General features: G+C 63.1%; 19 protein-coding genes. 13 read left to right on the top strand and 6 right to left on the bottom strand.

The window, feature by feature from the left end; translation table 11 throughout:
* Positions 1 to 99 precede the first annotated feature (99 nt).
* Positions 100 to 741 carry a pyridoxamine 5'-phosphate oxidase gene (gene pdxH, locus JOZ06_RS11360; RefSeq protein WP_293232457.1) on the bottom strand — a complete coding sequence of 214 codons (642 nt, stop codon included), beginning with the start codon at positions 739 to 741 and terminating at the stop codon, positions 100 to 102.
* A gap of 157 nt (positions 742 to 898) precedes the next feature.
* Between pdxH and JOZ06_RS11355 the strand changes: the two genes are divergently transcribed.
* The 4 genes from JOZ06_RS11355 (at position 899) to JOZ06_RS11340 (ending at position 4,756) form a co-directional block, all read left to right on the top strand.
* Complete coding sequence (locus JOZ06_RS11355) at positions 899 to 2,080, top strand: nucleoside transporter C-terminal domain-containing protein (protein WP_293232455.1); 1,182 nt, start codon at positions 899 to 901, stop codon at positions 2,078 to 2,080.
* A gap of 130 nt (positions 2,081 to 2,210) precedes the next feature.
* Positions 2,211 to 3,461: a glutamyl-tRNA reductase gene (gene hemA, locus JOZ06_RS11350; protein ID WP_293232454.1), complete on the top strand. Its 1,251-nt coding sequence runs from the start codon at positions 2,211 to 2,213 to the stop codon at positions 3,459 to 3,461.
* Positions 3,461 to 4,537 carry a peptide chain release factor 1 gene (gene prfA / locus JOZ06_RS11345; protein ID WP_293232452.1) on the top strand — a complete coding sequence of 359 codons (1,077 nt, stop codon included), beginning with the start codon at positions 3,461 to 3,463 and terminating at the stop codon, positions 4,535 to 4,537. Before hemA ends, prfA begins: the two co-directional genes overlap by 1 nt.
* Positions 4,538 to 4,564: 27 nt before the next feature.
* The gene (locus tag JOZ06_RS11340) at positions 4,565 to 4,756 is read left to right on the top strand and encodes a DUF2892 domain-containing protein (protein ID WP_293232450.1); all 192 of its coding nucleotides are present in this window, start codon (positions 4,565 to 4,567) and stop codon (positions 4,754 to 4,756) included.
* A gap of 12 nt (positions 4,757 to 4,768) precedes the next feature.
* Here the strand turns inward: JOZ06_RS11340 and JOZ06_RS11335 are convergent, their stop codons facing one another.
* From JOZ06_RS11335 to JOZ06_RS11325, 3 genes are all read right to left on the bottom strand, one after another.
* Positions 4,769 to 6,190 (bottom strand): MATE family efflux transporter, encoded by a 1,422-nt coding sequence (locus JOZ06_RS11335; protein ID WP_293232448.1) that lies wholly within the window; start codon positions 6,188 to 6,190, stop codon positions 4,769 to 4,771.
* A gap of 284 nt (positions 6,191 to 6,474) precedes the next feature.
* Positions 6,475 to 7,014 (bottom strand): DUF4337 domain-containing protein, encoded by a 540-nt coding sequence (locus tag JOZ06_RS11330; protein ID WP_293232446.1) that lies wholly within the window; start codon positions 7,012 to 7,014, stop codon positions 6,475 to 6,477.
* Between the two features lie 20 nt (positions 7,015 to 7,034).
* Positions 7,035 to 7,862 (bottom strand): undecaprenyl-diphosphate phosphatase, encoded by an 828-nt coding sequence (locus JOZ06_RS11325; protein ID WP_293232444.1) that lies wholly within the window; start codon positions 7,860 to 7,862, stop codon positions 7,035 to 7,037.
* 152 nt (positions 7,863 to 8,014) lie between these two features.
* On the opposite strand from JOZ06_RS11325, the gene JOZ06_RS11320 reads away from it, so the two are divergent.
* The 7 genes from JOZ06_RS11320 to JOZ06_RS11290 all read left to right on the top strand — a co-directional run bounded on the left by JOZ06_RS11320 (position 8,015) and on the right by JOZ06_RS11290 (position 21,314).
* Positions 8,015 to 9,160: a cation diffusion facilitator family transporter gene (locus JOZ06_RS11320; RefSeq protein ID WP_293232442.1), complete on the top strand. Its 1,146-nt coding sequence runs from the start codon at positions 8,015 to 8,017 to the stop codon at positions 9,158 to 9,160.
* 100 nt (positions 9,161 to 9,260) lie between these two features.
* A complete protein-coding gene (locus JOZ06_RS11315) occupies positions 9,261 to 10,472 on the top strand; it encodes an MdtA/MuxA family multidrug efflux RND transporter periplasmic adaptor subunit (protein WP_293232440.1) in 1,212 nt (403 codons plus the stop codon).
* Positions 10,469 to 13,537 (top strand): MdtB/MuxB family multidrug efflux RND transporter permease subunit, encoded by a 3,069-nt coding sequence (locus JOZ06_RS11310; protein WP_293232438.1) that lies wholly within the window; start codon positions 10,469 to 10,471, stop codon positions 13,535 to 13,537. The genes JOZ06_RS11315 and JOZ06_RS11310 overlap by 4 nt, the downstream gene beginning before the upstream one ends.
* A complete protein-coding gene (locus tag JOZ06_RS11305) occupies positions 13,534 to 16,629 on the top strand; it encodes a multidrug efflux RND transporter permease subunit (RefSeq protein WP_293232436.1) in 3,096 nt (1,031 codons plus the stop codon). The genes JOZ06_RS11310 and JOZ06_RS11305 overlap by 4 nt, the downstream gene beginning before the upstream one ends.
* 22 nt (positions 16,630 to 16,651) lie before the next feature.
* A complete protein-coding gene (locus tag JOZ06_RS11300) occupies positions 16,652 to 18,067 on the top strand; it encodes an efflux transporter outer membrane subunit (protein ID WP_293232434.1) in 1,416 nt (471 codons plus the stop codon).
* A gap of 190 nt (positions 18,068 to 18,257) precedes the next feature.
* The gene (locus JOZ06_RS11295; RefSeq protein ID WP_293232432.1) at positions 18,258 to 19,988 is read left to right on the top strand and encodes an ABC transporter permease subunit; all 1,731 of its coding nucleotides are present in this window, start codon (positions 18,258 to 18,260) and stop codon (positions 19,986 to 19,988) included.
* Between the two features lie 30 nt (positions 19,989 to 20,018).
* Complete coding sequence (locus JOZ06_RS11290) at positions 20,019 to 21,314, top strand: nitrate/sulfonate/bicarbonate ABC transporter ATP-binding protein (RefSeq protein WP_293232430.1); 1,296 nt, start codon at positions 20,019 to 20,021, stop codon at positions 21,312 to 21,314.
* Between the two features lie 58 nt (positions 21,315 to 21,372).
* On the opposite strand, the gene JOZ06_RS11285 is transcribed toward JOZ06_RS11290, so the two are convergent.
* The gene (locus tag JOZ06_RS11285; protein ID WP_293232428.1) at positions 21,373 to 22,173 is read right to left on the bottom strand and encodes a helix-turn-helix transcriptional regulator; all 801 of its coding nucleotides are present in this window, start codon (positions 22,171 to 22,173) and stop codon (positions 21,373 to 21,375) included.
* Between the two features lie 96 nt (positions 22,174 to 22,269).
* Between JOZ06_RS11285 and JOZ06_RS11280 the strand changes: the two genes are divergently transcribed.
* Positions 22,270 to 23,460 carry an MFS transporter gene (locus tag JOZ06_RS11280; protein ID WP_293232426.1) on the top strand — a complete coding sequence of 397 codons (1,191 nt, stop codon included), beginning with the start codon at positions 22,270 to 22,272 and terminating at the stop codon, positions 23,458 to 23,460.
* Here JOZ06_RS11280 and JOZ06_RS11275 read toward each other — a convergent pair.
* Positions 23,450 to 23,842, bottom strand: coding sequence for a PliI family lysozyme inhibitor of I-type lysozyme (locus JOZ06_RS11275; protein WP_293232424.1), 393 nt, complete (start codon positions 23,840 to 23,842; stop codon positions 23,450 to 23,452). The genes JOZ06_RS11280 and JOZ06_RS11275 overlap by 11 nt on opposite strands.
* A gap of 592 nt (positions 23,843 to 24,434) precedes the next feature.
* On the opposite strand from JOZ06_RS11275, the gene JOZ06_RS11270 reads away from it, so the two are divergent.
* Positions 24,435 to 26,066, top strand: coding sequence for an NRAMP family divalent metal transporter (locus JOZ06_RS11270; RefSeq protein WP_293232422.1), 1,632 nt, complete (start codon positions 24,435 to 24,437; stop codon positions 26,064 to 26,066).
* Positions 26,067 to 26,355 lie beyond the last annotated feature (289 nt).

Raw genomic sequence — 26,355 nt, 5'->3', positions numbered from 1 at the left:
GACGGCCGCGCCTTGCTATCTAGCGGGATGAAGCGATGACTTGGCTGCTGTCCCTTGTAATGGAATGACCCTTCCCTGGCCCTAAGAGGAGCGAGGTCCTCAGGGCGCGAGCCGCACCCTGTGCCATTCGCCATCCGGCGCGAGCGTATACAGCACCCGGTCATGCAGACGGCTTGGGCGCCCTTGCCAAAATTCGATGCGGTCCGGCGTCACCGCGTAGCCGCCCCAGTGGGGCGGGCGCGGCACCTTGAACGGGAAACGCACGCCAAAGAGCGCCGCACGTTTGATCAGCTCCGCCTTGGAGGGGATTTCTGTGCTTTGTTCCGACGCCCAAGCGCCGAGGCGGCTGGGATAAGGCCGGCTGGCGAAATAAGCATCCGACACCTCGCCCGGCAACTGGCGCGCCTGGCCCTCGATGCGTACCTGGCGTTCCAGTTCGGGCCAGAAAAAGGTCAGCGACACAAAGGGATTGACCGAAATTTGGCGCCCCTTGCGACTGAGGTAATTGGTATAAAACAGGAACTGGCCGTTCTCCACGCCCTTGAGCAGCACCACGCGCGCGCTGGGGCGGCCATCGCCATCGACCGACGCCACGTGCATGGCCGTGGGCTCGGGAACTTCGGCGCTGATTGCCTCGTTGAGCCAGTGTTCGAACTGCGCTACCGCGTCCGGCAGACAATCTTCCGGAGACAGTTCCTTTTTGCTGTAATCCTTGCGGATGTCAGCGAGTTTCTGCGACATGACGAATCCTCCTCGCCGTATCTTAGCGTGTCGTTGCCGACCGGCGCGAGCCCGGTTCCGGCAAGATTCGTGTCGCAACGCTGATTTATCTCCACGTCAAGACACGGTAGCATAAGCGCCTTTTGCCTCCCGGCAACCGAGAACCCGCTTTAGAATCATGCATATCGTTCAGTTCATCCTCGGGCTTATCGTCGTCTTCGGCCTGACCCAACTCGTCGCCCGCGACCGTAAACACATCAAAATCCGTTACGTCGCCCAGCTTCTGCTGGTCGAAATCGCTGTCGCTTACGCGCTGTTGCACACCGGAGCCGGTTTGGTCGTGGTCGGCGGCATGGCCGCCGTGTTTGATCAGCTGATGCGTTTCGCCTCGGAGGGCACGCGTTTCGTTTTCGGCGGTTTGCTGCGCCAGGGCGAGTTCAGCTTCTTCCTCATGGTGCTGATGCCGATCGTCTATATTTCCGTGCTGATCGGCATCCTGCAGCATCTGCGCATTTTGCCCTGGCTCGTCCGCGGGATCGGGCTCGTGTTGGCCAAGCTGAGCGGCATGGGCAAAATCGAATCGTTCAACGCGGTCGGCGCGATGATCGTCGGCCAATCGGAAAATTTCATCGCCTACAAGAACATCATCGGCGGCTTTAGCGAAAAGCGCATGTACACGCTGGCCGCGACGGCCATGTCCACCGTATCGATGTCGATCGTCGGCTCCTACATGCAGCTGATCGCCCCGCGTTTCGTCGTGGCGGCGCTGATTCTCAATCTGTTGAGCACGTTCATCATTCTGTCGTTGATCAACCCTTACGATGCCGGCAGCGACGAGGATCAGCTGATCGTCGCGCCCGGGGTGCGCATGGCGTTCTTTGAAATGCTGGGGGATTACATCCTGGCCGGCTTCAAGGTCGCGGTGATCGTCGGCGCCATGCTGATCGGCTTCATCGCGGTGATTGCCACTGTCAACTATGTGTTCACCCAATGTTTCGGCATCGATTTTCAGCACGCGCTGGGCTTCCTGTTCTACCCGCTGGCTTGGCTGATCGGCATTCCCGGCCAGGACATCGTCCCGGCCGGCAGCATCATGGCGACCAAGCTCGTGGCCAACGAATTCGTCGCCATGATGTCGCTCAAGGATCAGGCCGCGCATTTGACCCCGTATACCCGCGGCACGCTGTCGGTCTTTCTGGTGTCCTTTGCCAACTTCAGCTCGATCGGCATCATTGCCGGCGCGGTCAAAGGGCTGGACGAGGAGCGCGGCAACATGGTGTCGCGCTTCGGGCTTAAGCTGGTTTACGGCGCAACGCTGGTCAGTCTGTTGTCGGCCATGATCGCTGGGCTCGTGCTCTAGCAAACGAGCCCAAGGGCCTGCCGGCCGCCTTGTCTGGGGATTGATATAATCGGTTGTCCTGTACCAACAGGACTTGTGATACAAGATACGTTAAACTAACCCCTTTCATTCGCGGTCCGGCACGCACGCAATGCATCTTCTGGCTTTTGGGCTCAACCATCAAACCGCCCCGCTGTCGATCAGGGAAAAACTGGCATTCCCGGTGGAAGCGCTGCCGGATGCCCTGCGTCAGCTGACGCAAAGCCAGGCTGCCGCCGAGGCGGCCATTGTGTCCACCTGCAACCGCACCGAGATCTATTGCGCCGGGTCGCATCCGGCGGATGCCATCGCTTGGCTGGCTCAGTACCATCGCATGACGCCGGACGAGATCGCGCCTTATCTGTACCGGCTCGATGCCAACGAGGTGGCGCGGCATGCTTTCCGCGTCGCCAGCGGGCTCGACTCCATGGTGCTGGGCGAAACGCAAATCCTAGGTCAGCTCAAGGATGCGGTGCGTGTGGCGCAAGAGACCGGCACGCTCGGCACCCACCTCAACGCGCTGTTTCAACAGGCGTTCTCGGTGGCAAAGGAAGTGCGCAGCAAGACGGCGGTCGGCGCGAGCTCGGTCTCGATGGCCGCTGCCGGCGTGCGCTTGGCCGAGCAGATTTTCGCCAGCATCGGCGAATTGAATGTGTTGTTCGTCGGCGCGGGGGAAATGATCGAGCTCGTGGCCACCCATTTCGCCGCCAGGCAACCCGCGGGCATCACCGTGGCCAACCGCACGCTCGAGCGCGGCCGCGCGCTGGCCACGCGTTTCGGCGGCACGGCCATGACGCTGGCCGATCTGCACGATAGTCTGGCCCGCTTCGACGTGGTGGTGACCTCCACGGCGAGCCCGGTGCCGATCATCGGCAAGGGGATGGTCGAGCGCGCGATCAAATTGCGCCGACACCGGCCGATGTTCATGCTCGATCTGGCGGTGCCGCGCGACGTCGAGCCCGAGGTCGCGACGCTCAACGATGTATTCCTGTACACCGTCGACGACATCGCCGGCGTGGTAGAGGTCGGCCGCGAGGCGCGCCAGGTGGCCGCCGAGCAGGCGGAAGGCATCATCGTGTCCCGCGTGGACGAATTCGCTCACTGGTTGCGCCAGCGTCAGAGCGTGCCGTTGATCCGCGCGCTGCGCGACGAGGGCGAACGATTGAGACGGCAGGCGCTCGAGGCCGCGCTGAAACAATTGGCCCGGGGCGATGCCCCAGAAAAAGTGCTGGAAACCTTATCGGTCCAGTTGACCAACAAATTGATGCATCCGCCGACACAGGCGTTGTCGCAGCGAGGCGAGGAACAAGACGCCATGCGCCAGGCCGTGACGCGGATCTACCGCTTGCATTCGGAGTCCTGATGAAACCGTCGATCGCCGCCAAATTGTCTCAACTGGCCGACCGGCTCGAGGAAGTGACGCAGTTGCTCGCCCAGCCCAGCGTCACCAGCGACATGGATAACTACCGTCGTCTGACGCGCGAGCACGCCGAGCTCACGCCGGTGGTCGAGGCGTGGCACGCGTGGCAACAGTGCCAGGTGGACATCGACACGGCCGAGGAAATGCTCGCCGATCCGGACATGAAGGAGTTCGCCCAGGCGGAGCTCAATGCCGGGCGGGAGCGCATGGACGAGCTCGACGTCGCGCTGCAGAAACTGCTGCTGCCGAAAGACCCGAACGACGAGCGCAATATCTATCTGGAAATCCGCGCCGGCACCGGCGGCGACGAAGCCGCGCTGTTTGCCGGCGATCTGCTGCGCATGTATACCCGCTATGCCGAGCGTCAACGGTGGCAGGTGGAAATCGTCTCGGCGTCCGAGTCGGATCTGGGCGGCTACAAGGAAGTGATCGCCCGTATTGTCGGGTTTGGCGCCTACTCGCGGTTGAAATTCGAATCCGGCGGCCATCGCGTGCAGCGTGTACCGGTGACCGAGACCCAGGGACGCATCCATACCTCGGCGTGTACCGTCGCCGTCATGCCGGAGGCCGACGAAGTGGCCGAGGTCGAGATCAATCCGGCCGATATCCGCGTCGACACCTTCCGCGCCTCCGGCGCCGGCGGGCAGCACATCAACAAGACCGACTCCGCGGTGCGCATTACCCACCTGCCGACGGGCATTGTGGTCGAGTGTCAGGATGACCGCTCGCAGCACAAGAACAAGGCGCGCGCCATGTCGGTGCTGGCGGCGCGCATCATGGACGTCCAGCTGCGCGAGGCACAGGCCAAGGAGGCTGCCACGCGCAAAAGTCTGATCGGATCCGGCGACCGTAGCGAGCGCATCCGCACCTATAATTTTCCCCAAGGACGCGTGACCGACCATCGCATCAATTTGACGCTGTACAAGCTGGAATATGTGATGGACGGCGATATGAGCGAATTGACCGATGCCTTGACCGCCGAACATCAGGCCGAGCTTTTGGCCGCCATGTCGGAGTGACCGCGGCCGCCCATAGGAGAGCGCAGCATGCAATGCAATGTTGGCAAGGCAGAACGCATCATCCGGGTCGTCATTGGCGCTGGCATCGTCAGTCTGGCGGTGATCGGACCGCGCACTCCCTGGGCTTGGCTTGGCTTGGTTCCGCTGTTCACGGGCCTCATCGGCTGGTGCCCCGCCTACCGGCTGCTCAAACTTTCCACCTACGACGACAAGCAGTGAGACGCGGCGGCGCTATAGACGCCGCCGGCCCGTTTGCAGCTCGCGCGCCACGCGCCTGAAGCGCATGATCAGCAGCACCGTGACGCAGGCGAGCCCCACCACCATGCCTGCCCACACGCCCATGGCGCCGATGACGTGACGCGACAGCCACCAGGCGAGCGGCATCCCGACGCCCCAGCAGCCGAAGGCGAAAATCGCGAGCGTGCTGTGCGCATCCTTGAGCGCGCGCAGCACGCCATTGGCGATGGTCTGCCAGGCGTCGAATATCAGCAGCAGCCCCACGAGCGGTATCAGCGTGACCGCCACTTGCCGCGCCGCGGCGGCGCCGGCGTGCGTCAGCGGCAAAAACAGCGCCAGCACCAGCTGCGGAAACAGCCACAAAATGGCGCAGGTGAACAGACTCCATAGCACGCCCAGCATCTGACCCAGGCTGCCCAGGTGTTTGACGCGCAAAAAGTCGCCCGCGCCCGCCGCTTGGCCGACACACATCGACACGCCTTGCATCAGGCCGATGGGGATGGTGAAGCTGGCGATCACGATCTGCATCATGCTTTGATGCGCCGCGAGCTCGGCCGTCCCCAGCGCGCCCATCAAATAGGCGGCGGAGGAAAAGAGACCGCTTTCCATCGCCAGCGTGCCGGAGGTCGGAATGCCGAGTTTCAGCAGCGGCCGGATGGCGGCGAAGTCGCATGCCGCAAGGCCCGCGAACAAATGGTAACGCGTGAACACCGGATTGCGCGTCACCACCAGCGCGAACACGAGGCCGGTGTAGGCGTAGGTGATGACCGAGGAAATCGCGATGCCGTTCAATCCCAGCCCCGGCCAACTGCCCACGCCTTGCGACAGGACAAAGCCGATACAGGGCGCGATCAATAGCGACGAGACGGTGATGAACGGCACCGGCCCGGGGTTGCCGATCCCCGAGGCGAAGCTGCGCAGGGTGAGGAACAACATGCTAAACGGCAGCCCCCAAACCAGAATGCGCAGGAAGCTGGCCGCGCGATGGGCGTTGTCCGGTTGTTGGCCGAGCGCCAGCATGATGGGCTCGGCGTGCCACAAGAGGCTGCCGATGAGGATGCTGAGCGTCAAGGTGGTCATGAGGCCCGCGCGGGTGGCGGCCACCACGGCGCGTTTGTCGTCCCTGCCGTGCGCCAGCGCCACCAGATTGCCGGCGGCGGCGCACAAACCGAAGATCAGCACCAGGCAGAAGAAATAGCTCGACAGAGCCAGCGCGCCGCTGGCCAGCATCGCGGGACCGAGCCGTCCCATCAGGATGGAGTCGATGAACATGATGCCGATCTGTGCCGCCTGCGACAGGATCAGCGGCAGCGACATGCGCAGAATGGGACGCAGTTCCCGGAACCAGACGCGCGCGTGCCCAAGCCCGAGCGGGCGCAACAGTAGAAAGAAGAGATTTTGCACAACAGCCAGCATACTGCCACCAATGTATTTAATAATTTGTATAGATATTTAATTAGAATACAGAGGATGACGGACGCTGGCAAAAACTGTAGCCGATGAGGACGGAAAACCAAGCACAACGAGCCGGACAGGCCGGCTCGTTGTGTGAGACAACTTTGTGTTGGTTGGGTAGCGTGCGGGTCAGTGGCGCACTGCCTTCGGCGAGTGCGCCCTACGCGAAGACGCGCCCGGGGCCGTAGGGTGCAATCGCCGTGCGGCGCACGGCATTGCACCAAACATCGCGAGCATGGCGGCGCTTAGAGAAACAGGAAAAAGCCGTCCGCGAAGTACAATAAGCCGACCAGGCCAACCGGCAAGGCGAGATACCAGATTTTCCGCTGATGGAATAAACCGGCGATCGACGAAATCAGGATGGCCACCTGTAGAAAGATCACGGCGATCCCGAACGGCTTGCCTTGACGCTGGGCGGCATCGCGCGTCGCTTCCAGCGCGCGCGCCGTCTGCATGATCTGCGCCTTTTCCGCCGTGTACTTGGCGATCTTCTTGTCGTACTCGGCCAGTTTATCGGCGTAGACCTTGCGCTGCTGGGCTGTCGCATTGGCCGGAAGGGCGGCCAGCGTCACCGCCAGCGTATCGCGCTCTGCCTGATACAGATCGCCCTTGATGGCCTTGGCTTGGTAGAACGCCCATTGGTCCGAGGCCTGCGCTTGGCTGATGACGCTCTTGGTCGAAAAGCCGCCGCCTTTGAAGGTCGACAAGGTGGCGCTGATGGCGAAAATGACCGTCGCCAGCGCCAGGTAGTTGAGCCAAGGCTCCTTTTGTTTCTCTTCCGCCATCTCTCGACGTCCCTCTCCGGTTACAGCAAACGCAACAACAGCCCGACGAGGCCCAGGCCGATGCAGTACCAGCCAAACGGCCGCAGAGCCTGGATTTCGTGCTTATTGAAGTAACGCATCAACACCCACGTACTGAGATAGGCGAAGAAACCGGACAGCAGGCCGCAGCCCAGTGCCAGGCTCAAGGGGATCTGGCTCTTCTCGTGCAGCAGTTTCGGCACTTCCAGCACGCCGGCGGCGCCAATGATCGGCGTGGCCAGCAAAAAGGCGAAGCGTGCCGAAGCGGCGTAACTGAGTCCTTGGCGCAGGCCGGCAATCAGCGTGACGCCCGAGCGGGAAATACCCGGAATCAGCGCCAGCGCTTGCACCAGGCCGATTTTCAGCGCACCGAAGAAGCTCAGCTCGTCCAGCGTGCGGCCACGGCCGCTCTGACGCATCATGTCGCCGGCGATCAAGATGATGCCGTTGACGATCAGCACCGCCAGAACAAACGTGGTCGAGCCGAACAGCGCGCGCAGCTTCTTTTCCAGCAAGAGGCCGATCAGGCCGGCCGGCACGGTGCCGGCGATCAGCAGCCAGACCAAACGGGATTCCGGCGTCACCGGACGGCCGCCGGCGCGGATGAAGCCGCCCAAGAGCGAAAGCCAGTCGCGATAGAAATAGATGAACAGCGCCAACGCGGTACCCAGATGCAGCATGACCATGAAGGCCAGGAAAGACGGGTCTTGCCGATCCAGGTTCCAATGCAACAGGTCGGGCAGAATCACGCCGTGCCCAAGGCTGCTGACTGGGAACAGCTCGCTGATCCCCTGCATGATGGCGAAAAGAATGGCATGTAAAGTGGACATGGTGTTCCTGTGAAATGAAAGCCAGAAAATCGAGTGGAATTATATGACACAGTTAAATCTTTCAGATAGCTTATATATTTAGGGTAGGCAAACCAGCGCCTTGCTGGCGCCTGTCATCTTCAACGCCGATTCCCCGACCCAAATCGCACACCATGAATCGCACCAAGCAACAAGCTGCCCAACGAAGCACGCTGGTTAGCGTGGTGGTTAACCTCCTGCTGGCAGCGGGCCAGATCCTGGCCGGCCTCCTCGCGCACTCCAGCGGTCTGATCGCCGACGGCATCCACTCGCTATCCGACTTGCTGTCCGATTGCGTGGTGTTGCTTGCCAATCGCTACAGCCACAAGGCGGCGGATCAGGATCACCCCTACGGTCATTTCCGCTTCGAAACCGCCGCTTCGTTGGTGTTGGGCGCCCTGCTGCTGTCGGTCGCTGTCAGCATGGGGTGGAGCGCCGGCCAAAAGCTGTTTGGCGGTCAGATTGCGCGTGTGCATTGGCTGGCGTTATGGGTGGCCCTCGCCGCGCTGTTGGCCAAGGAAGGTCTGTTCCGCTATATGTTGGCCGTCGCCCGGCGCGTGCAGTCCGGCATGCTGACTGCCAATGCCTGGCATGCGCGCTCCGACGCGGCTTCGTCGCTGGTGGTCGCCGTGGGCATCGCCGGCAATCTTGCCGGCCTGCCGCTGCTCGACCCCTTGGCTGCGGCCATCGTCGGCTTGATGGTGGCGCGCATGGGCTGGCACTTCGGCTATGACGCGCTGCAAGACTTAATGGACCGCGGCTTGGCGCCTGAGCGGGTCGAAGCGCTGCGCGCGTCCTTGCTGCAGACGGAAGGGGTGGTCAACGCGCACGATATTCGTACGCGCAAAATGGGCGACGCCGTCATCGTCGATGCGCATTTGCTGGTTGGCAGCTACATCAGCGTATCCGAAGGCCACCAGATCAGCTTGCGCGCCCAGGAGCGGTTACTGCGCGACTTTGGCTTGACGGACGTCACCATTCATATCGACGCCGATCAGGAGGATGGCGGCGCCAATCTGGGCTTGCCTTCGCGCCGCGATATCCTGTTGCCGTACGCCGCGGCATTGGGAACGCAGGCGGGCCTGCTGGATCAGGCGCTGCTGCATTATTTGGATGGCGCCATCGAGATCGATATTCGTCTACCGGCGGCCCAGGCTGGGTTGTCCGATCGGATCAAGGGCGTGCCGCTGCCCGATCGGGTCACCCGCGTGCGGGTTTATCAGGAAAGCGCGGGCGATGTTTCACGTGAAACGACGGGCGGCGTAGTTAAAGAACGTTAATGAAGCAAGCGGTTCCTCCGATAATCGCCGCGCCTGATTAACATTCCGTTCAGGTAATATCTGCATCATCATCTATTCATGTTTGATTATTCTTGATCCTATGTCCGCACCTCAACCGCAGGCCGCGTCCCGCCGCGCCAAAGGCATCTTCCTGTCGATCCTATTGCTGTTCGTCCTGCTGGCCGTCTGGCTGGTTTGGCGCAATCAGGCGGCCAATGCCGAGGCGCGCCGGCACAAGCAACCGTCTCAGGTCGTGTCGGCCGCCACGGTGACGGCGCAAGACATGCCGATCTATCTGACGGCGCTCGGCACGGCGACACCGAACAATACGGTGACGGTACATAGCCGCGTCGACGGCCAATTGATGCGGCTGGGATTTACCGAAGGGCAGATGGTCAAGGCCGGTCAGTGGCTCGCCCAGTTGGATCCGCGGCCGTTCCAGGTGGCGTTGACGCAAGCCCAGGGACAGCTTGCGCGCGATCAGGCGCTGCTGAAAAACGCGCAGATCGATCTGGCGCGCTACCGCACGCTGTTGGCGCAGAACTCGATCGCCGAGCAGCAGGTGGCGACGCAAGAGGCGTTGGTGACGCAATACCAAGGGACGGTGTTGTCGGATAAGGGGTCGGTCGCAAGCGCCAAGCTGCAGCTGGACTATAGCCGCATCACAGCGCCGGTGTCCGGCCGCGTCGGTTTGAAGCAGGTGGACGTGGGCAATATCGTGCACGCCAGCGACAGCAACGGCGTCGTGGTCATTACCGAGGTGCAGCCGATGAACGTGGTGTTCGCCTTGCCGGAGGACCAGCTCAACCAGGTGCTGCCTTCCTCCCGCGCGGATGCCGTGCTGCCGGTGGTCGCCTATGACCGAGACAATCGCAGCAAACTGGCGCAGGGCAAATTGCTGACCGTCGATAATCAAGTGGACACCACGACCGGCACGGTCAAGCTCAAGGCGGTATTCGCCAATCAGGACAATGCGTTGTTTCCGAATCAGTTCGTCAACGTGCGCCTGCAGACCGAGGAGAGGAAGGGCGCCCTGGTGATTCCGACATCGGCGCTGCAACGTGGCCAACCCGGCACCTTCGTGTATGTGCTCAACGCGGATAGCACGGTGTCGGTGCGTGTGGTAGAGCCCGGCCCGACCGAGGGCGATCAGCTGATCGTCAATGGCGGTCTCAAGGCGGGCGAGCGGGTGATCATCGACGGCATGGATCAGCTGCGCGACGGCGCCAAGGTGACCGTGGCGGCGGACAAGCCGCAAGGCGGCGGGGCCGGCGGCAAGAAGCACAAGGCAAGCGGAGCTAGCCAGGGATGAATCCGTCACGCCAGTTCATTTTAAGGCCGGTCGCCACGTCGCTTGCCATGCTGGCGATCTTGCTGGTCGGTTTGCTGTGTTACCGTTTTTTGCCGGTTTCGGCGCTGCCGGAAGTCGATTACCCCACTATCCAGGTGGTGACGTTGTACCCCGGCGCGAGCCCGGATGTGATGACCTCCTCGGTCACCGCGCCGCTGGAGCGTCAGTTTGGCCAGATGCCCGGCCTGGATCAAATGACGTCGTCCAGTTCCGGCGGGGCGTCGACCATCACCCTGCAGTTCAGTTTGGACACCACGCTGGACGTGGCCGAGCAGGAAGTTCAGGCGGCGATCAATGCCGCGTCCAATCTGCTGCCGACCGACCTGCCCTCGCCGCCGATCTATAACAAGGTCAACCCGGCCGATACCCCGATCGTGACCCTGGCGATTACCTCCAAGACCGTGCCGCTGCCGCAGCTGACCGATCTGGTCGATACCCGTCTGGCGCAGAAGTTGTCGCAGTTGCCGGGTGTCGGGCTTGTCAGTATCGGCGGCGGCCAGCGGCCGGCGGTGCGGATCCGCGTCAATGGGCCGCAACTGGCGGCCACCGGCCTGAGCCTCGACGATGTGCGCACCGCGGTGAGCAACGCCAACGTCAATCAGGCCAAGGGCAGCTTCGATGGGCCGAAGGTTGCCGCCACCATCGACGGCAACGACCAGCTCAATTCCGCCGACGATTATCGCAAGCTGGTGCTTAGCTATAAAAATGGCGCGCCGTTGCGTCTGACCGATGTGGCCACCGTGGACGACGGCGCTGAGAACAACAAGCTCGCCGCCTGGGCCAACACCACGCCGTCGGTCATTTTGAACATCCAGCGCCAGCCTGGCGCCAACGTCATCCAGGTGGTGGATCGCATCAAGCAACAGTTGCCGGCATTGCAAGCCACCTTGCCCGGCAGCGTCGACGTGCGTTTGTTGACCGATCGCACCGTCACGGTGCGCGCATCGGTGGCCGACGTGCAGTTCGAGCTGATGCTGGCCGTGGCGCTGGTGGTGATGGTGATCTTCCTGTTTCTGCGCAGCGTGCCGGCGACCGTCATCCCCGGCGTGGCCGTGCCGCTGTCGCTGGTCGGCACCTTTGCCGTCATGTATCTGGCCGGCTTCAGCGTCAACAATTTGACGCTGATGGCGTTGACCATCGCCGCGGGCTTCGTGGTCGACGACGCCATTGTGATGATCGAGAATATCGCCCGCTACATCGAGGAGGGCGATAAGCCGTTCGAAGCGGCGCTGAAGGGATCGGAACAGATCGGTTTCACCATCATTTCGCTGACCTTCTCGCTGATCGCGGTGCTGATCCCGCTGCTATTCATGGGCGACGTGGTCGGCCGGGTGTTCCGCGAGTTCGCCATCACGCTCGCAGTGTCGATCCTGATATCCGCCTTCGTGTCGCTGACGCTGACGCCGATGATGTGCGCGCGGCTGTTGAAGCACGTGCCGGAAGAGCAGCAGGGATGGTTCTATCACGCCAGCGGCCGCTTTTTCGAACGGGTGATTGCCGCCTACGGCCGCGTGCTGACCTGGGTGTTGGACCGGCAGAAAATCACGCTCATGGTGGCCGTCGGCACGCTGGCGCTGACCGCGCTGTTGTACCTCTGGGTGCCCAAGGGGTTCTTCCCGGTCCAGGACACCGGCGCGATCCAAGTGATCACCGAGGCGCCGCAGTCGATCTCTTTCGCCGCCATGGCGGAACGTCAGCAACAAGTCGCGCGGGTGTTGCTGGCCGATCCGGCGGTGGAAAGTCTGTCGTCCTTCATCGGCGTGGATGGCAACAACGCCACGCTCAACAACGGCCGCATGCTGGTCAACCTCAAGCCGGGGAACCGCCGCGACGCGATGAGCGATATTCTGCCGCGCCTGTCCGCCCGTCTGGCGCAAACGCCGGGCATCGCAAGCTACTTGCAGCCGGTGCAGGATTTGACCATCGACTCCGGCGTCAGCCGCTCGCAATACCACTTCATCCTGCAGGCCAACACGCTGGATGATCTGAGCCTGTGGACGCCCAAGCTCGTGCAGCGGTTGAGACAATCGCCGGATTTGCAAAATGTCTCGAGCGACCTGCTCGATCGCGGCTTGCAGGCCTACGTCACCATCGACCGCGATACCGCGGCGCGGCTCGGCATTACCCCGTCGGCCATCGACAATGCGCTGTACGACGCCTTCGGCCAGCGGCTGATCTCGACCATCTTCACCCAAACCAGCCAGTATCGCGTGGTGCTGGAACAGAAGACGGGCGATGCGGGCTTGGCCGCGCTCAACGCGGTGTATCTGCCGACCGCCAGCGGCACGCAGGTGCCGTTGTCGACCGTCGTGCATGTCGAGGAGCGCAATACGCCGCTGACGGTCAATCATCTAGGGCAATTCCCGTCCGCCACTATTTCCTTTGATTTGGCTCCCGGCGCCGCGCTCGATCGCGCCGTGCAGGCCGTCGGTCAGGCCGAAGCGGATCTTGGCTTGCCGCTGTCGGTTCAAACGCATTTCCAGGGCGCGGCATCGGCCTTCCAAGCCTCGCTGTCCAATACTCTGTGGTTGATTTTGGCGGCGGTGGTGACGATGTACATCGTGCTGGGCGTGCTCTACGAGAGCACGATCCATCCGGTGACGATTCTGTCCACCCTGCCCTCCGCCGGCGTCGGCGCGCTGTTGGCGCTGATGGTGTCCGGCAACGACCTGGGCATGGTGGCGATCATCGGTATCGTGTTGTTGATCGGTATCGTCAAGAAGAACGCGATCATGATGATCGACTTCGCGCTCGACGCCGAACGCCATCAGGGGCTGGCGCCGCGCGAGGCGATCTATCAGGCGTGTCTGCTGCGTTTTCGGCCGATTCTGATGACCACCATGGCGGCGCTGCTCGGCGCGTTGCCGCTGATGCTGGGCTCTGGCGTGGGCGCCGAGCTGCGCCGGCCGCTCGGTCTGACCATGGTCGGCGGCTTGATGGTCAGCCAGGTATTGACGCTGTTCACCACGCCGGTGATCTATCTGGCCTTTGACCGGCTGTCCTCGCGTTGGCGGAAATCGGCATGAATCTCTCCGCGCCCTTTATCCGCCGTCCGGTCGGCACCGCGCTGTTGACGTTGGCGATCCTGCTGGCGGGTTGGCTGGCGTTCATCCTCTTGCCGGTTTCGCCGTTGCCGCAGGTTGATTACCCAACCATCTCGGTCTCGGCGAAGCTGCCGGGCGCGAGTCCGGAAACCATGGCCTCCAGCGTGGCCACGCCGCTGGAACGCTCGCTCGGCCGTATCGCCGGGGTGACCGAGCTGACGTCGAACAGCGCGTTGGGCTCGACCCGCATTACGCTGCAGTTCGATCTCGACCGCGATATCAATGGCGCCGCGCGCGACGTGCAAGCGGCGATCAACGGCGCGCGCGCCTTGTTGCCGAGCGGTCTGCCGAGCAATCCGACTTACCGCAAGGTGAATCCGTCGGATGCGCCGATCATGATCATTGCGCTGACGTCGAAAACCTTTACCCGCGGGCAGATGTACGACGTCGCCTCGACCATCCTGGCGCAGAAGCTGGCGCAGGTGGACGGCGTGGGCGACGTCAACGTCGGCGGCAGCTCGTTGCCGGCAGTGCGGGTCGAGCTCGAACCGCAAGCGCTCACCCACTACGGCATCAGCCTGGAGCAGGTGCGCACGGTGCTGGCAAGCAATAACGCCAACCGTCCCAAGGGTGCGCTGGAGCAAGGCGACAAGCGCTGGCAGATTCTGGCCAACGACCAGGCGGTGCGGGCCAGCGATTATCTGCCGCTGATCGTCCACTACAACAACGGCAGCGCGGTACGGCTTGCCGATGTGGCCAAGGTGGTGGATTCGGTCCAGGATCTGCGCAACGCCGGTTCGGTCAACGGGCAGGATTCGGTGGTACTGGTGTTGACCCGCCAACCGGGCGCCAACATCATCGAGACCGTGGCCCGGGTGCGCGCGCTGTTGCCGCAACTGCAGGCGTCGATCCCGAAAGGCATCGATCTGTCGGTGCCGCTGGATCGCACGCCGACCATTCGCGCCTCGCTGTCCGACGTCGAACGCACGCTGATGATTTCGATTGCCCTGGTGATCATGGTGGTGTTCCTGTTCCTGCGCAACGGCCGCGCCACGCTGATTCCCGCCATCACCGTGCCGGTGTCGCTCGTCGGCACCTTCGGCGTGATGTACCTGGCGGGCTTCAGTTTGAACAATCTGTCGCTGATGGCCATGACCATCGCCACCGGCTTCGTGGTCGACGACACCATCGTGGTGCTGGAAAACATCTCGCGTCATATCGAGAATGGCCTGTCGCCGATGGCGGCGGCGTTCAAGGGCGCGCAGGAAGTCGGCTTCACCGTGTTGTCGATGAGCTTGTCGCTGATCGCTGTCTTCATTCCGATTCTGCTGATGGGCGGCATCATCGGCCGGCTGTTCCGCGAATTCGCCATCAGCCTGTCGGCGGCCATTCTGATTTCGCTGGCGGTCTCCTTGACCACCACGCCGATGCTGTGCGCGCGCTGGCTTAAGGTGCACGATGACGAGCGCGAGCATGGCCGCGTCATCGAGTGGGCGCAGCGCGCGTTGACCTGGCTGCAGGAGGGATACCGGCGCTCGCTGTCCTGGTCGCTGGCGCATGGGCGGGCCATGATGTTGTTGCTGTTGGCAACCGTTTGTCTGAACGTCTACCTGTATAGCGCTGTGCCGAAAGGCTTTTTCCCTCAGCAGGATACCGGCCGCGTCGTCGGCATGCTGCTCGCGGACCAGCAAACCTCGTTTCAGTCGATGCGGGACAAGCTCAATATCTTCATCGCCAAAGTGCGGCGCGATCCGGCGGTCGATTCGGTGGTGGGGTTCACCGGTGGCTCGCAGCTGAATACCGCCAATATGTTCATTGCGCTCAAACCGCTGTCGGCGCGCCAGGACAGCGCCGATCAAGTGATCGCCCGGTTGCGCAAGACGCTGGCGCACGAGCCTGGCGCGACGCTGTACTTGCAGTCGGTGCAGGATATCCGTATCGGCGGCCGCGCCAGCAACGCGCAGTATCAGTACACGCTGCAAGGCGACGACCTGACGGCGTTGCGCGCCTGGGAGCCGAAGGTGCGCCGCGCCTTGATGCGGCTGCCAATGCTTGCCGATGTCAACTCCGATCAGCAGGACAAAGGCCGTGAGGCCTATCTGGTGTTCGACCGCGATACCATGGCGCGCTTGGGCGTGACGCAAAGCGCCGTCGACAGCACGCTCAACGATGCCTTCGGTCAGCGCCAGGTCTCGACCATCTACCGGCCGCTCAATCAGTATCACGTGGTGATGGAGGTGGCGCCGCGCTGGTGGCAGGACCCCGGCGCCTTGCAATGGATCTACGTGCCATCGACCAAAGGCCCGCTGGTGCCGTTGTCGGCGTTCAGCCACTACGAGCAGGGCAATACCGCGCTGGCGGTCAACCACCAGGCGCAATTCGCCGCGGTGACCATCTCCTTCAACCTGCCCGTCGGCGTGTCGCTGTCCGACGCCACCGCCGCCATTGACGGCGCCGTGCGCCAGATCGGGCTGCCGGCCAGCATCATCGGCAGTTTCCAAGGTTCGGCCGCCGCCTTCCAAAGCTCGTTATCCAGTCAACCGGTGCTGATCCTGACGGCCATCCTGGCGGTGTATATCGTGCTGGGCATGCTCTACGAGAGTTTGGTGCATCCGCTGACCATTCTGTCGACGCTGCCCTCGGCGGGGGTGGGGGCTTTGCTCGCGCTGTTGGGCTGCAATACCGAGTTCAGCGTCATCGCCATGATCGGTGTGCTGCTGTTGATCGGCATCGTCAAGAAAAACGCCATCATGATGATCGACTTCGCCATCGAGGCCGAGCGGCGGCAGGGCCTGTCGCCGCGCGACGCCATTTTTCAAGCGTGCATGCTGCGCTTCCGGCCGATCATGATGACCACGATGGCGGCGCTGTTCGGCGCCATTCCGCTGGCGCTGGGGCATGGCGATGGCGCCGAATTGCGCCAGCCGCTGGGTATTTCCATCGTCGGCGGCCTGCTGGTCAGCCAGGTGCTGACCTTGTATACGACACCGGTGATCTATCTATACCTGGATCGCTTCCGCCTATGGAGCCAGGCGCGGCGCAAGAAACCGCTGCCGGCCGCGGAGGCCCCCTGACATGAATAGCAAGGAATCAGGCATGAAAAAGCGTTTATTCGGCGGCTTGTGCGTTCTGGCCCTGGCGGGATGCGCGGTGGGGCCGGATTACGTCCGTCCGGCGGTGGCCTCCGCCGACCAATTCAAGGAAGCCAAGGGCTGGCAACCGGCGTCGCCGGCCGATCAGATCGCCAAGGGCGCCTGGTGGAAGGTATTCAACGATCCGGATCTGGACCGGCTGGAGGACCAGCTCAATGCCGCCAATTTGACGATCGCGCAGGCCGAGGCGCAGTACCGGCAGTCGTCGGCGCTGTTGCAGGAGGCGCAGGCCGGTTTTCTGCCGACGGTCGGCCTATCCGCGAGCGAAACCCATGCTCGTTCGGGAGGCTCCAGCGATGGGTCGAGCACCGTCAGCACCGCGTACAACGCGGCGTTGTCGGCCAGCTGGGAAATCGACTTGTGGGGTCAGGTGCGGCGTGGCGTCGAGGCGGGCCAAGCCAAGGCGGCCTCGAGCCTCGCCAGCCTGGAGAACGCGCGGCTGTCCGCACAGGCCCAACTGGCGATCGCCTATTTCCAGCTGTACGTGGCCGATAGCCAGAAACGCTCGCTGGACGACAGCGTGGCGGCCTACCAGCAACAACTGACGATCACGCAAAACCGCTATGCGGCCGGCGTCGCCGGCCAGGCCGATGTCGCTCAGGCGCAAAGCCAATTGCAAAGCATTCAGGTGCAGGCGATGGATAAAGGTTTGCAACGCGACCAGCTGGAGCATGCCATTGCCGTGCTGATCGGCCAAACACCATCCAGTTTCTCGTTGGGCGAACGTCAGACAGCGCCGCGCGTGCCGGCCACGCCCGTCGGGGTGCCATCCGATTTGCTTGAACGCCGTCCGGACGTGGCCGCCGCCGAGCGGCTGGTGGCCGAGGCCAATGCACAGATCGGCGTGGCGCGCGCGGCGTGGTTTCCGCAACTGACGCTCGGCGCCAGCGGCGGGTATCGCAGCGGCAGCCTGGCGAATTGGATCACGCTGCCCAACCGTGTCTGGTCGGTCGGGCCGACCCTTGCGGCCACCTTGTTCGACGGCGGGCTGCGCAGCGGGCAGAACGCCGCCGCCGTGGCCAGCTACGACCAAAGCGTGGCCACCTATCGCCAGACCGTGCTGACCGCCTTCCAGGATGTCGAGGACAATCTGGCGGCTACGCGCATCCTGGCGCAGGAGGCCGACATGCAGCACCAGGCGGTGCTGGCGGCGCGGCAGTCGGCCGATATCACACTCAATCAGTACAAGGCGGGCACCGCCGGCATGCTCAGCGTGGTGCAGGCCAATGCCACCTGGCAGGCGAGCGTGCGCAGCGAGTTCGATATTCTCAATAGCCGCCTGACGGCGGCGGTCGGCCTGATCAAAGCGTTGGGCGGCGGCTATCAGGCGCCGGGCGGCGAGGTGGCCACCGCGCATTGACGGGGTTTTCTGCGACGCGCCAATCGGCGAGAATAGCGGGCCGGCGATCGACGCCGGCCCGTTTTTGCTTGGCCGCGCTGAATTGTCATCAAAGCGCGCTAGACTGGCGAGCCTGGGGCGCTTTGCCTTGGTGTCGTACAACCTTGCTATCTGAGGCGTCTATGTATAACCACTCGACGGGAGCTGGCCGATGCGCATGATTCTGCCGCCCCTCTTCAATGCCTCCGCGCGGCGTCTGCTGCCCAACCGCTGGGACTTTGTCGCCTTCCCGCTGATTTTGTGCGTCATCGTGCTCGGCAGCACGGGGTTTCATCAGACCATGGCGCCGATGGCCACGCTGAAGACCCAAGTCATCTCGCTCGACCCCGCTAGTCTGCCGGCGTATTCGCTGCGCACGATTTTGCGCATGCTGGCGGCCATGCTGGCCTCGCTCGTGTTCACGCTGGTGTACGGTACGCTGGCCGCCAAGAGCCGCCGGGCAGAGAAGGTGCTGATCCCGATTCTGGACATCCTGCAGTCGGTGCCGGTGCTGGGCTACATTTCGTTCACCGTGACCTTTTTCATCGCGCTGTTTCCGGGGCGGGTGCTCGGCGCCGAGTGCGCGGCGATCTTCGCCATCTTCACCAGCCAAGCCTGGAACATGACCTTCAGCTTCTACCAATCGCTGCGCACGGTGCCGCGCGATTTGGTCGAGGTGTCGCGCGGCTTCCAGCTGACCGGCTGGCAGCGCTTTTGGAAGCTCGAGGTGCCCTTCTCCATGCCCGGCCTGATCTGGAACATGATGATGAGCATGTCCGGCGGCTGGTTCTTCGTCGTGGCGTCCGAGGCGATCACGGTCGGCAACAACACCGTCACCCTGCCCGGCATCGGGGCCTACCTGGCGCAAGCGATCGCCGAGCGCAACCTCAGCGCCGTGGGCTGGGTCATTCTCGCCATGACGCTGGTGATTCTGGCCTATGACCAGTTTCTGTTCCGGCCGCTGGTCGCGTGGGCCGACAAGTTCCGCATGGAGGACACCAGTTCGCAGAACGAGCCCGAGTCGTGGCTGCTCGACCTGGTGCGCCGCACGCGGCTGATTCAAAAGCTGTTCCAGCCGCTGGGCGCCCTGCTGCGCGCCATGGCGCGCTCGCCGTTCAGGCTGCCGATGCCGGCGGCGACCAAGCCGGCATCGCCGGCGATGAGCCGGCTGGCCGACGTGCTGTGGGCCGTGCTCGTCATCGTCGGCACCTGTTCGCTGGCTTGGCGGGTGATCAGCTACGTCGCCTCCGGCGTTAGCTGGCAGGACGTCTGGCACGTCCAGATCCTGGGGCTCATCACGCTCGTGCGCGTGCTGCTGCTCATTGTGCTCGCCTCTGTCGTATGGGTGCCGCTCGGCGTGCTGATCGGCTTGCGGCCGCGGCTGGCGGAGAAGATTCAGCCGTTGGCGCAGTTCTTGGCCGCTTTCCCGGCCAACCTGCTGTTTCCGGTGTTCGTCGTTGGCATCGTGCATTTCCACGCCAACGTGGATATCTGGCTGTCGCCGCTGATCGTGCTGGGTACGCAGTGGTATATCCTGTTCAACGTCATCGCCGGCGCCTCTGCCTTCCCCAACGATTTCCGCGAGGCGGCGGCCAACTTCCGCATCCGCGGCTGGCAATGGTGGCGTAAGGTCATTCTGCCGGGCATTTTCCCTTACTACGTGACCGGCGCCATCACGGCCTCGGGCGGCGCCTGGAACGCCAGCATCGTCTCGGAGCTGGTGCAATGGGGCGACGTTAAACTCAAGGCGCACGGCTTGGGCGCCTACATTGCCGAAACGACCGCCGCGGGGGATTTCCCGCGCATCATTCTCGGCATCGCCACGATGTCGCTGTTCGTGGTGCTGTTCAACCGCCTGTTGTGGCGGCCGATGTACGCTTATGCCGAAAACCACCTGCGTTGACCCGCGGCTGACTGTAGAAGAGTGAGACTCATGGAAAACCACAGCAATGCAACCATCCTCGACGCCCGTGAAGTGTGCTGCGGGTTCGAAAAGGCGCAGGGTGAACTCAAGGTGCTCGACGGCGTCAACGTGACGCTCAAGGAAGGCGAGATCGTCGGCCTGCTCGGCCGCTCCGGTTCGGGAAAATCCACGCTGCTGCGCATTATCGCCGGATTGATTCCGGCCACCGACGGCGAGGTCAATTACTGCGGCCGTCCGGTCGCCGGTCCAGTCGAAGGCGTGGCCATGGTGTTCCAGACCTTTGCGCTGTTTCCTTGGCTCACGGTGCTGGAAAACGTCGAGGCGGGGCTGGAGGCGCTCGGCGTGCCGGCGAAAGAGCGGCGCGAGCGCGCGCTCAAGGCGATCGACCTGATCGGTCTTGACGGGTTCGAAAGCGCCTACCCGCGCGAGCTGTCGGGCGGGATGCGCCAGCGGGTCGGCTTCGCCCGCGCGCTGGTGGTCAACCCGACGCTGATGCTGATGGATGAACCGTTCTCGGCGCTCGACGTGTTGACCGCCGAAACGCTGCGCACCGATTTGCTCGATTTGTGGAACGAGGGCGGCTTGCCGATCAAGTCGATCCTGATCGTGACCCACAATATCGAGGAGGCGGTGTTCATGTGCGACCGCATCCTATTGCTGTCGTCCAATCCCGGCCGGGTGATCTCCGAAGTCACCGTGCCGTTCGCCCACCCGCGCAACCGTCTCGATCCGGCGTTCCGCCAGTTCGTCGACGACATCTACGCCAAGATGACGCGCCGGCCGCAGGCCGACGCGCAGCGCAAAATGGGGCTGGAGCTCAAGAGCTGGCTGCCGCAGGTGTCGACCAACCTGATCGCCGGCCTGATCGAGACCGTGGCCGCGGCGCCGTACAACGGCCGCGCCGACATGCCGGAAATCGCCCAGCAGCTGCACATGGAGGTCGACGATCTATTCCCGGTGGCCGAGCTGTTGCAGCACCTGGGGCTCGCCGACATGTCCGAAGGCGACATCACGCTGACCTACTATGGCCGGCAATACTCCGATTTCGGCACGCAAGAGCGCAAGCAGCTGTTCGCCGATTGCCTGTTGCGCGGGGTGCCGTTGGCGGCGCACATCAAACAGGTGCTCAACGAGCGGCCGAAACAGCGCGCGCCGCGCGACCGCTTCAAGCAGGAGCTGGAGGATTATTTGAGTGACGAAGCCGCGGAAGAAACGCTCGATTCGGTGATCAACTGGGGCCGTTACGGCGAAATCTTCTCCTACGACGATCAGGCGGAAATGTTCGGCTTGGAGGATGTGGCTTAATTGCCGCGGGAGTAGAGGGTGGGGAGTGGGGAGTCGGAAAACCCAACCCATCGACTCCCTACTCCCTGCTCCCGCTTCCATTCGATGCGCCGCGGCGCAGCCGGCCGGGCGTGATGCCGGTCGCTTTGCGGAACATGGCAATGAAGGCGCTTTCCTGCGCATAGCCCAGATCCGCCGCCACACGGCCTACCGGCTCGCCCTCTTCCAGCCGCTTGCGCGCGTTCATGATGCGCAGTTGTTGCCGCCAGGCGGCGAAGTGCAAGCCGGTTTGCTGCACGAACAGCCGGTGGATGGTTTTGCGGCTGGCCCCCACCGATACGGCCAGTGCATCCAACGTGGCCGGGTCGCCCGGATCGGCCAGCAACCGTTCGCACAGCTTGACCAGCCGACGGTCCTGCGGCAACGGCAAACTCAGCGCTTGTTCAGGCGCTAGCCGCAGTTCATCCGCCAACACCTGCATCAGCCGCAGCAGCGGGCCGTCCGGCGGCGCCAGCGGCCATTCGGCAATGCGCACGATGACCTCGCGCGACAAGGCATTGATGCCGAGCACCGTGCCGTAAGCCGGCAATCCCGTCAGCAGATCCGGCTTGAAGTAAAGGCTGCGATAGGAATAGGGCTTGCTGGCGCGCGCGCTGTGCGGCAAGCCGGCGGGAATCCAAGCGGCCAGCGTCGGCGGCAACAGACAATAGCGTTCCCCAATCTGAATCTCCAACACGCCGCGGGTGCAGTACATCAGCAGCGCCTGCTGATGACAGTGTGCGCCCGAGTCGTGCGCGGCTGGCGAGTCGATCGCCATGCCGAGTATGTCGTAGGGGCACTGATCGGGATCCGGCGCCGCGCCGGGGGCAAAATGGGCCATGTTGTCACCTTCTCGATGGTTTTATGGCTTATGTCGCCAGTATAGCCATCACGCCGCCGATAGACTGGCCTCCTGACTTTCATCAGGAGAAACCCCATGTCTAGCCGCCAAACCGCGCCGCCGCTGATCCTGCTGGTTCTGCTGCTGGCGTTTCCGCAACTGAGCGAAACCTTGTATGCGCCGGCGCTGCCCGGCATTGCGGCCTATTTCCACGTTTCGGCCGCCGCCGCGCAGTGGACGGTCAGTGTCGACTTCTTGGCCTTTGCCTTGGGGGTCGTATGTTGGGGCCGGTTGTCGGACCGTTGGGGGCGCCGTCCCGCGCTGTTGGCGGCGCTCCTCTGCTATGGGCTGGGCGCTGTTCTGACCTGGTTCGCGCCGACCTTCACCCTGCTGCTGCTCTCGCGCGCACTATTGACCTTCGGCGCCAGCGCCGGGTCGATCGTGATCCAGACCATGCTGCGCGACCTGTATCACGGCCCGCGCCTGGCCGCGGTGTTCTCGCTCGTGGGCGGCGTGTTGGCGCTGTCGCCGGCGATTGGACCGACACTGGGCGCTTGGCTCGTCGGCGCGCATGGGATTCATGGCGTCTTCCTATTCGTCTGCGCGTTGGCGCTGCTGCTGATTCTGGCTAGCTTCGTCTGGGGGCGCGAAACTCGGCCGCAGGGCGATACGGGTAATACCGGCTATGTCCAGGTATGGCGCCGCACCCGCAGCGACCGTCATGTGTTGGCCACGGCTTGGAAGGTCGCGGGTTTCAATATTCTGCTGTTCGGCTATTACACGCTGGCGCCCTTTACCCTGGCGACGTTGCAGATGCCAGGCTGGGTGTTCGGGGTCAGCGGACTCGTGATCGCGATCGGGGGCCTGTGGGGAGCCTGGCTCAACCGCAGTCTGCAACCGTTGCGAGGCAGCTACCGGCAGATTCAGCTCGGCTGGCGCTTGAGCCTGGCCGGCTGCCTGGGGCAATGGCTGGCGCTGAGCCTGCTGTCCGGCGGCACGGCCGCCACGGGCTTGATTCTGATGCAGGGGGTCGTCACGGTGGGCTTCAGCTTCGCCGTTCCCAATCTGATGGCCGACGCGCTGCACGAATACCGCGCGGAACAAGGGACGGCCGGCGCGCTGCTGGGCTTGAAGTATTACTTGTTGATTGCCGCCGGCATGGGCGCGCTCAGCTTGTGCTTCGTGCCCAGTTTGCAGTATCAGCCGCTGGCGATGTTGGTCATCTGCGTGCTGATCGCGCCGGCCGGCCGCTTTTTGGCATCCAGACGGCATGCGTTCAAGGCGTGACGCAGGATACGTCGGCACTCGGGGCCTGGCGCAGCGCCTCGCCCAAGTCCGCCCGCGGCGGGATGCCGCGCACGCAGCGCACCAGCGTCAGATGATCCGGCGCCGGCAAATAGGCATCGGCCGCCAGATAGCTGCCGGTGCCGGCGCTTTGCATCACCACGACCACCAGACGCGTGTCGTACTGCGGCAGGCGCAGCAGGTTGATGCCCTGCAGGAAACCGTCGCGCGGCCGGATCATGCCGTATTGAAAAAAGGTGGTATCGTCGGCAGCCGGCGCGGCCTGATAGAGCCGGATGCTGTAGCTGCCGAGTGAGCGTGCCTCGCCTTCCCCTTCCGCCACGACCAGCGTCTGGCCGGTGTCCAAGCGCATTTTCAACGGCATGTTTCCGGGTTCGCCGGCCCAGAGCCTAACTGGCGCCAGCACGCAGCAAAATAGTAATAGCCAACGTCTCATTGTATGTTCCCCGTACCATATTGATAACCAATCGCATCGCTATGACGATGTAAATTATTAATTAAAGGGCTTCTCAAATAGTTTACCTATAGCTATAATTCCACCGTTATCAATGACATAAGGGCTCCGACGTGGGCAGTAGTTCCCAGAGTTGCATGCTGGCTTGGGCCAGCGAAGTACTGGCGAGTTAAGCACACCGGGTCTTTCGTCCCCTGCCGCTGACTCGCTACAACGGGTTAGCGCGCTTCGAGTACCGGTCGTCATGACCGGCTGCAATATCCCTAGCACGCTCTACCAATTGGGTTTTACCAGCTTCGGATCGCTGTTATCTATCCGTCGGGATAGACGCGTGTCGTCTATTCGACGTGGCCGTGCGCCGGCCTCGGATCGATGATGGGTCGCCGGGCTTCCATTCTCCACATCCGGTTTGATGCCGGGAGCGGCGAACGGAAGCTTGTTTGGCCGTTTTTCCATCGTCGCGCCATCGTCGCCGCCAAAATCGGGGGGAAGGAAAATGGACTTGAACAAGAACGAAATCAACGCGGCCGCGGCCGTGTTGGATAGCGCCCACTTGGGCGACATCCGCGGCGCATTGGGCACCATCCGTCACGACGACACCGCGCCGCGAAACGGCTGGCTCGCCAAGTTGAAGACCCTGTTGGCCATCATCGGCCCAGGCCTGATCGTGATGGTGGGCGATAACGACGCCGGCGCCTTCAGCACCTACACTCAGGCGGGTCAGAATTACGGCACCACGCTGCTGTGGACGATGGCGCTGTTGATTCCTGTGCTGTACGTCAACCAGGAAATGGTGCTGCGCTTGGGGTCGGTGACCCGCGTCGGTCACGCGCGGCTGATTTTGGAGCGCTTCGGCAAATTCTGGGGGGCCTTCAGCGCCATCGACCTGTTCGTGCTCAACGCGCTGACCATCGTCACCGAGTTCATCGGCATCAGCCTGGGCATGGAATACCTTGGGGTGTCCAAAGTGGCGGGCGTGGGCTTGGCAGCCTTGCTGATCATGTTCTCCGCCTCGACCGGCGACTTCCGCCGCTTCGAGCGTGTGTCGTTGGTGCTGGTGGCCGGCAGCCTGCTGCTGGTGCCGATTCTGGTGATGATCCACCCGCCGCTTGGCCAGGTGGCGCATGACTTTCTGGTGCCCTCGATGCCGGCCGGCGGCAAATTGTCCGACGTGATGCTGTTGATCATCGGTATCGTCGGCACCACGGTGGCGCCCTGGCAGTTGTTTTTCCAGCAAAGCTACGTGATCGACAAGCGCATCACGCCGCGCTTCATCCGTTACGAACGTGCCGATCTGTGGCTCGGCATCGTGCTGGTCATCATCGGCGCGGTGGCCATGATCGCCTTTACCGCCCAAGTGTTCATGGGCCGGCCGGAGTTCGGCAACTTCCAGGATGCCGGCGCGATCGCGCACGGCCTGGGCAAATATTACGGCCGTCTGCCGGGCGTGCTGTTCGCCGTCGCGTTGATCGACGCCTCGATCATCGGCGCCATGGCGGTATCGCTGTCGACCGCCTATGCGTTGGGCGACGTGTTGAGCCTCAAGCATTCGCTGCACCGCAAGCCGACCGATGCGTTGGGCTTCTATGCGATGTACTGCGGCCTGATCATCTTCGCCGCCGCCTTGGTGCTGATCCCCGGCGTGCCGCTCGGGCTGTTGACCAACGCCGTGCAAACCTTGGCCGGGGTATTGTTGCCAAGCGCAACGGTATTTTTGCTGCTGTTGTGCAACGACCGCGACGTGCTCGGCCCGTGGGTGAACTCGCGCCTGACCAACGTGTTTACCGCGCTGATCGTGGCGGTGCTGGTGTTGATGTCGATCATCCTGACCGCGGCGGTGCTGTTCCCGGATATCTCGGAGCGCACCATCCTGACCATTCTCATCGGCGGCGGCGTGGCCAGCGTGCTGACGGTGGTGGCGCTGCAATACCTGGGTGCCCGCGAGGAAACCGCGCGCGGCGATCTGCCGGCGCGGGTCGATCGGCAGACGTTGTACGACTGGCGGATGCCGGCGCTGTCCGAACTCAAGCCGATGATCCTGACCGGCCGCAGCAAGTTGTGGATGGCGGTGTTGCGCGGCTACCTGCTGGTGGCCATGGCGATGGTCATCTACAAGGTTGCCGTCGCCTTCTGAGCGAGGGAGTAGGGAGTGGGGAGTGGTTTTTACTCTCGCCGTTAAGGTTTTGCCGTTTCTCCCGCTGTCAGGATCGCGCAGTCTTCCACTGCGGGAGTAAAGGCAACGTCTTGAATGCGGGAGTGGGGAGTAGGTGACACCAGGTTCGGGGAGCGTTCGCTCCCCGCCTCCAGGTTAGGGTGTTAATCGGCGGTCAACACCAAGCATCCCGCCACCTCGCGCAGGCGCGCGGCGTTTTTCAGGTATAACCACGACGACTGGGCATCGACCGGCATCGACGCCCAACTCA

The sequence above is a fragment of the Paludibacterium sp. genome (assembly GCF_019232825.1).
Taxonomy (GTDB): domain Bacteria; phylum Pseudomonadota; class Gammaproteobacteria; order Burkholderiales; family Chromobacteriaceae; genus Paludibacterium.
Note: the sequence above shows the minus strand (reverse complement) of the source record. Positions and strands in the feature narration are given on the sequence as shown.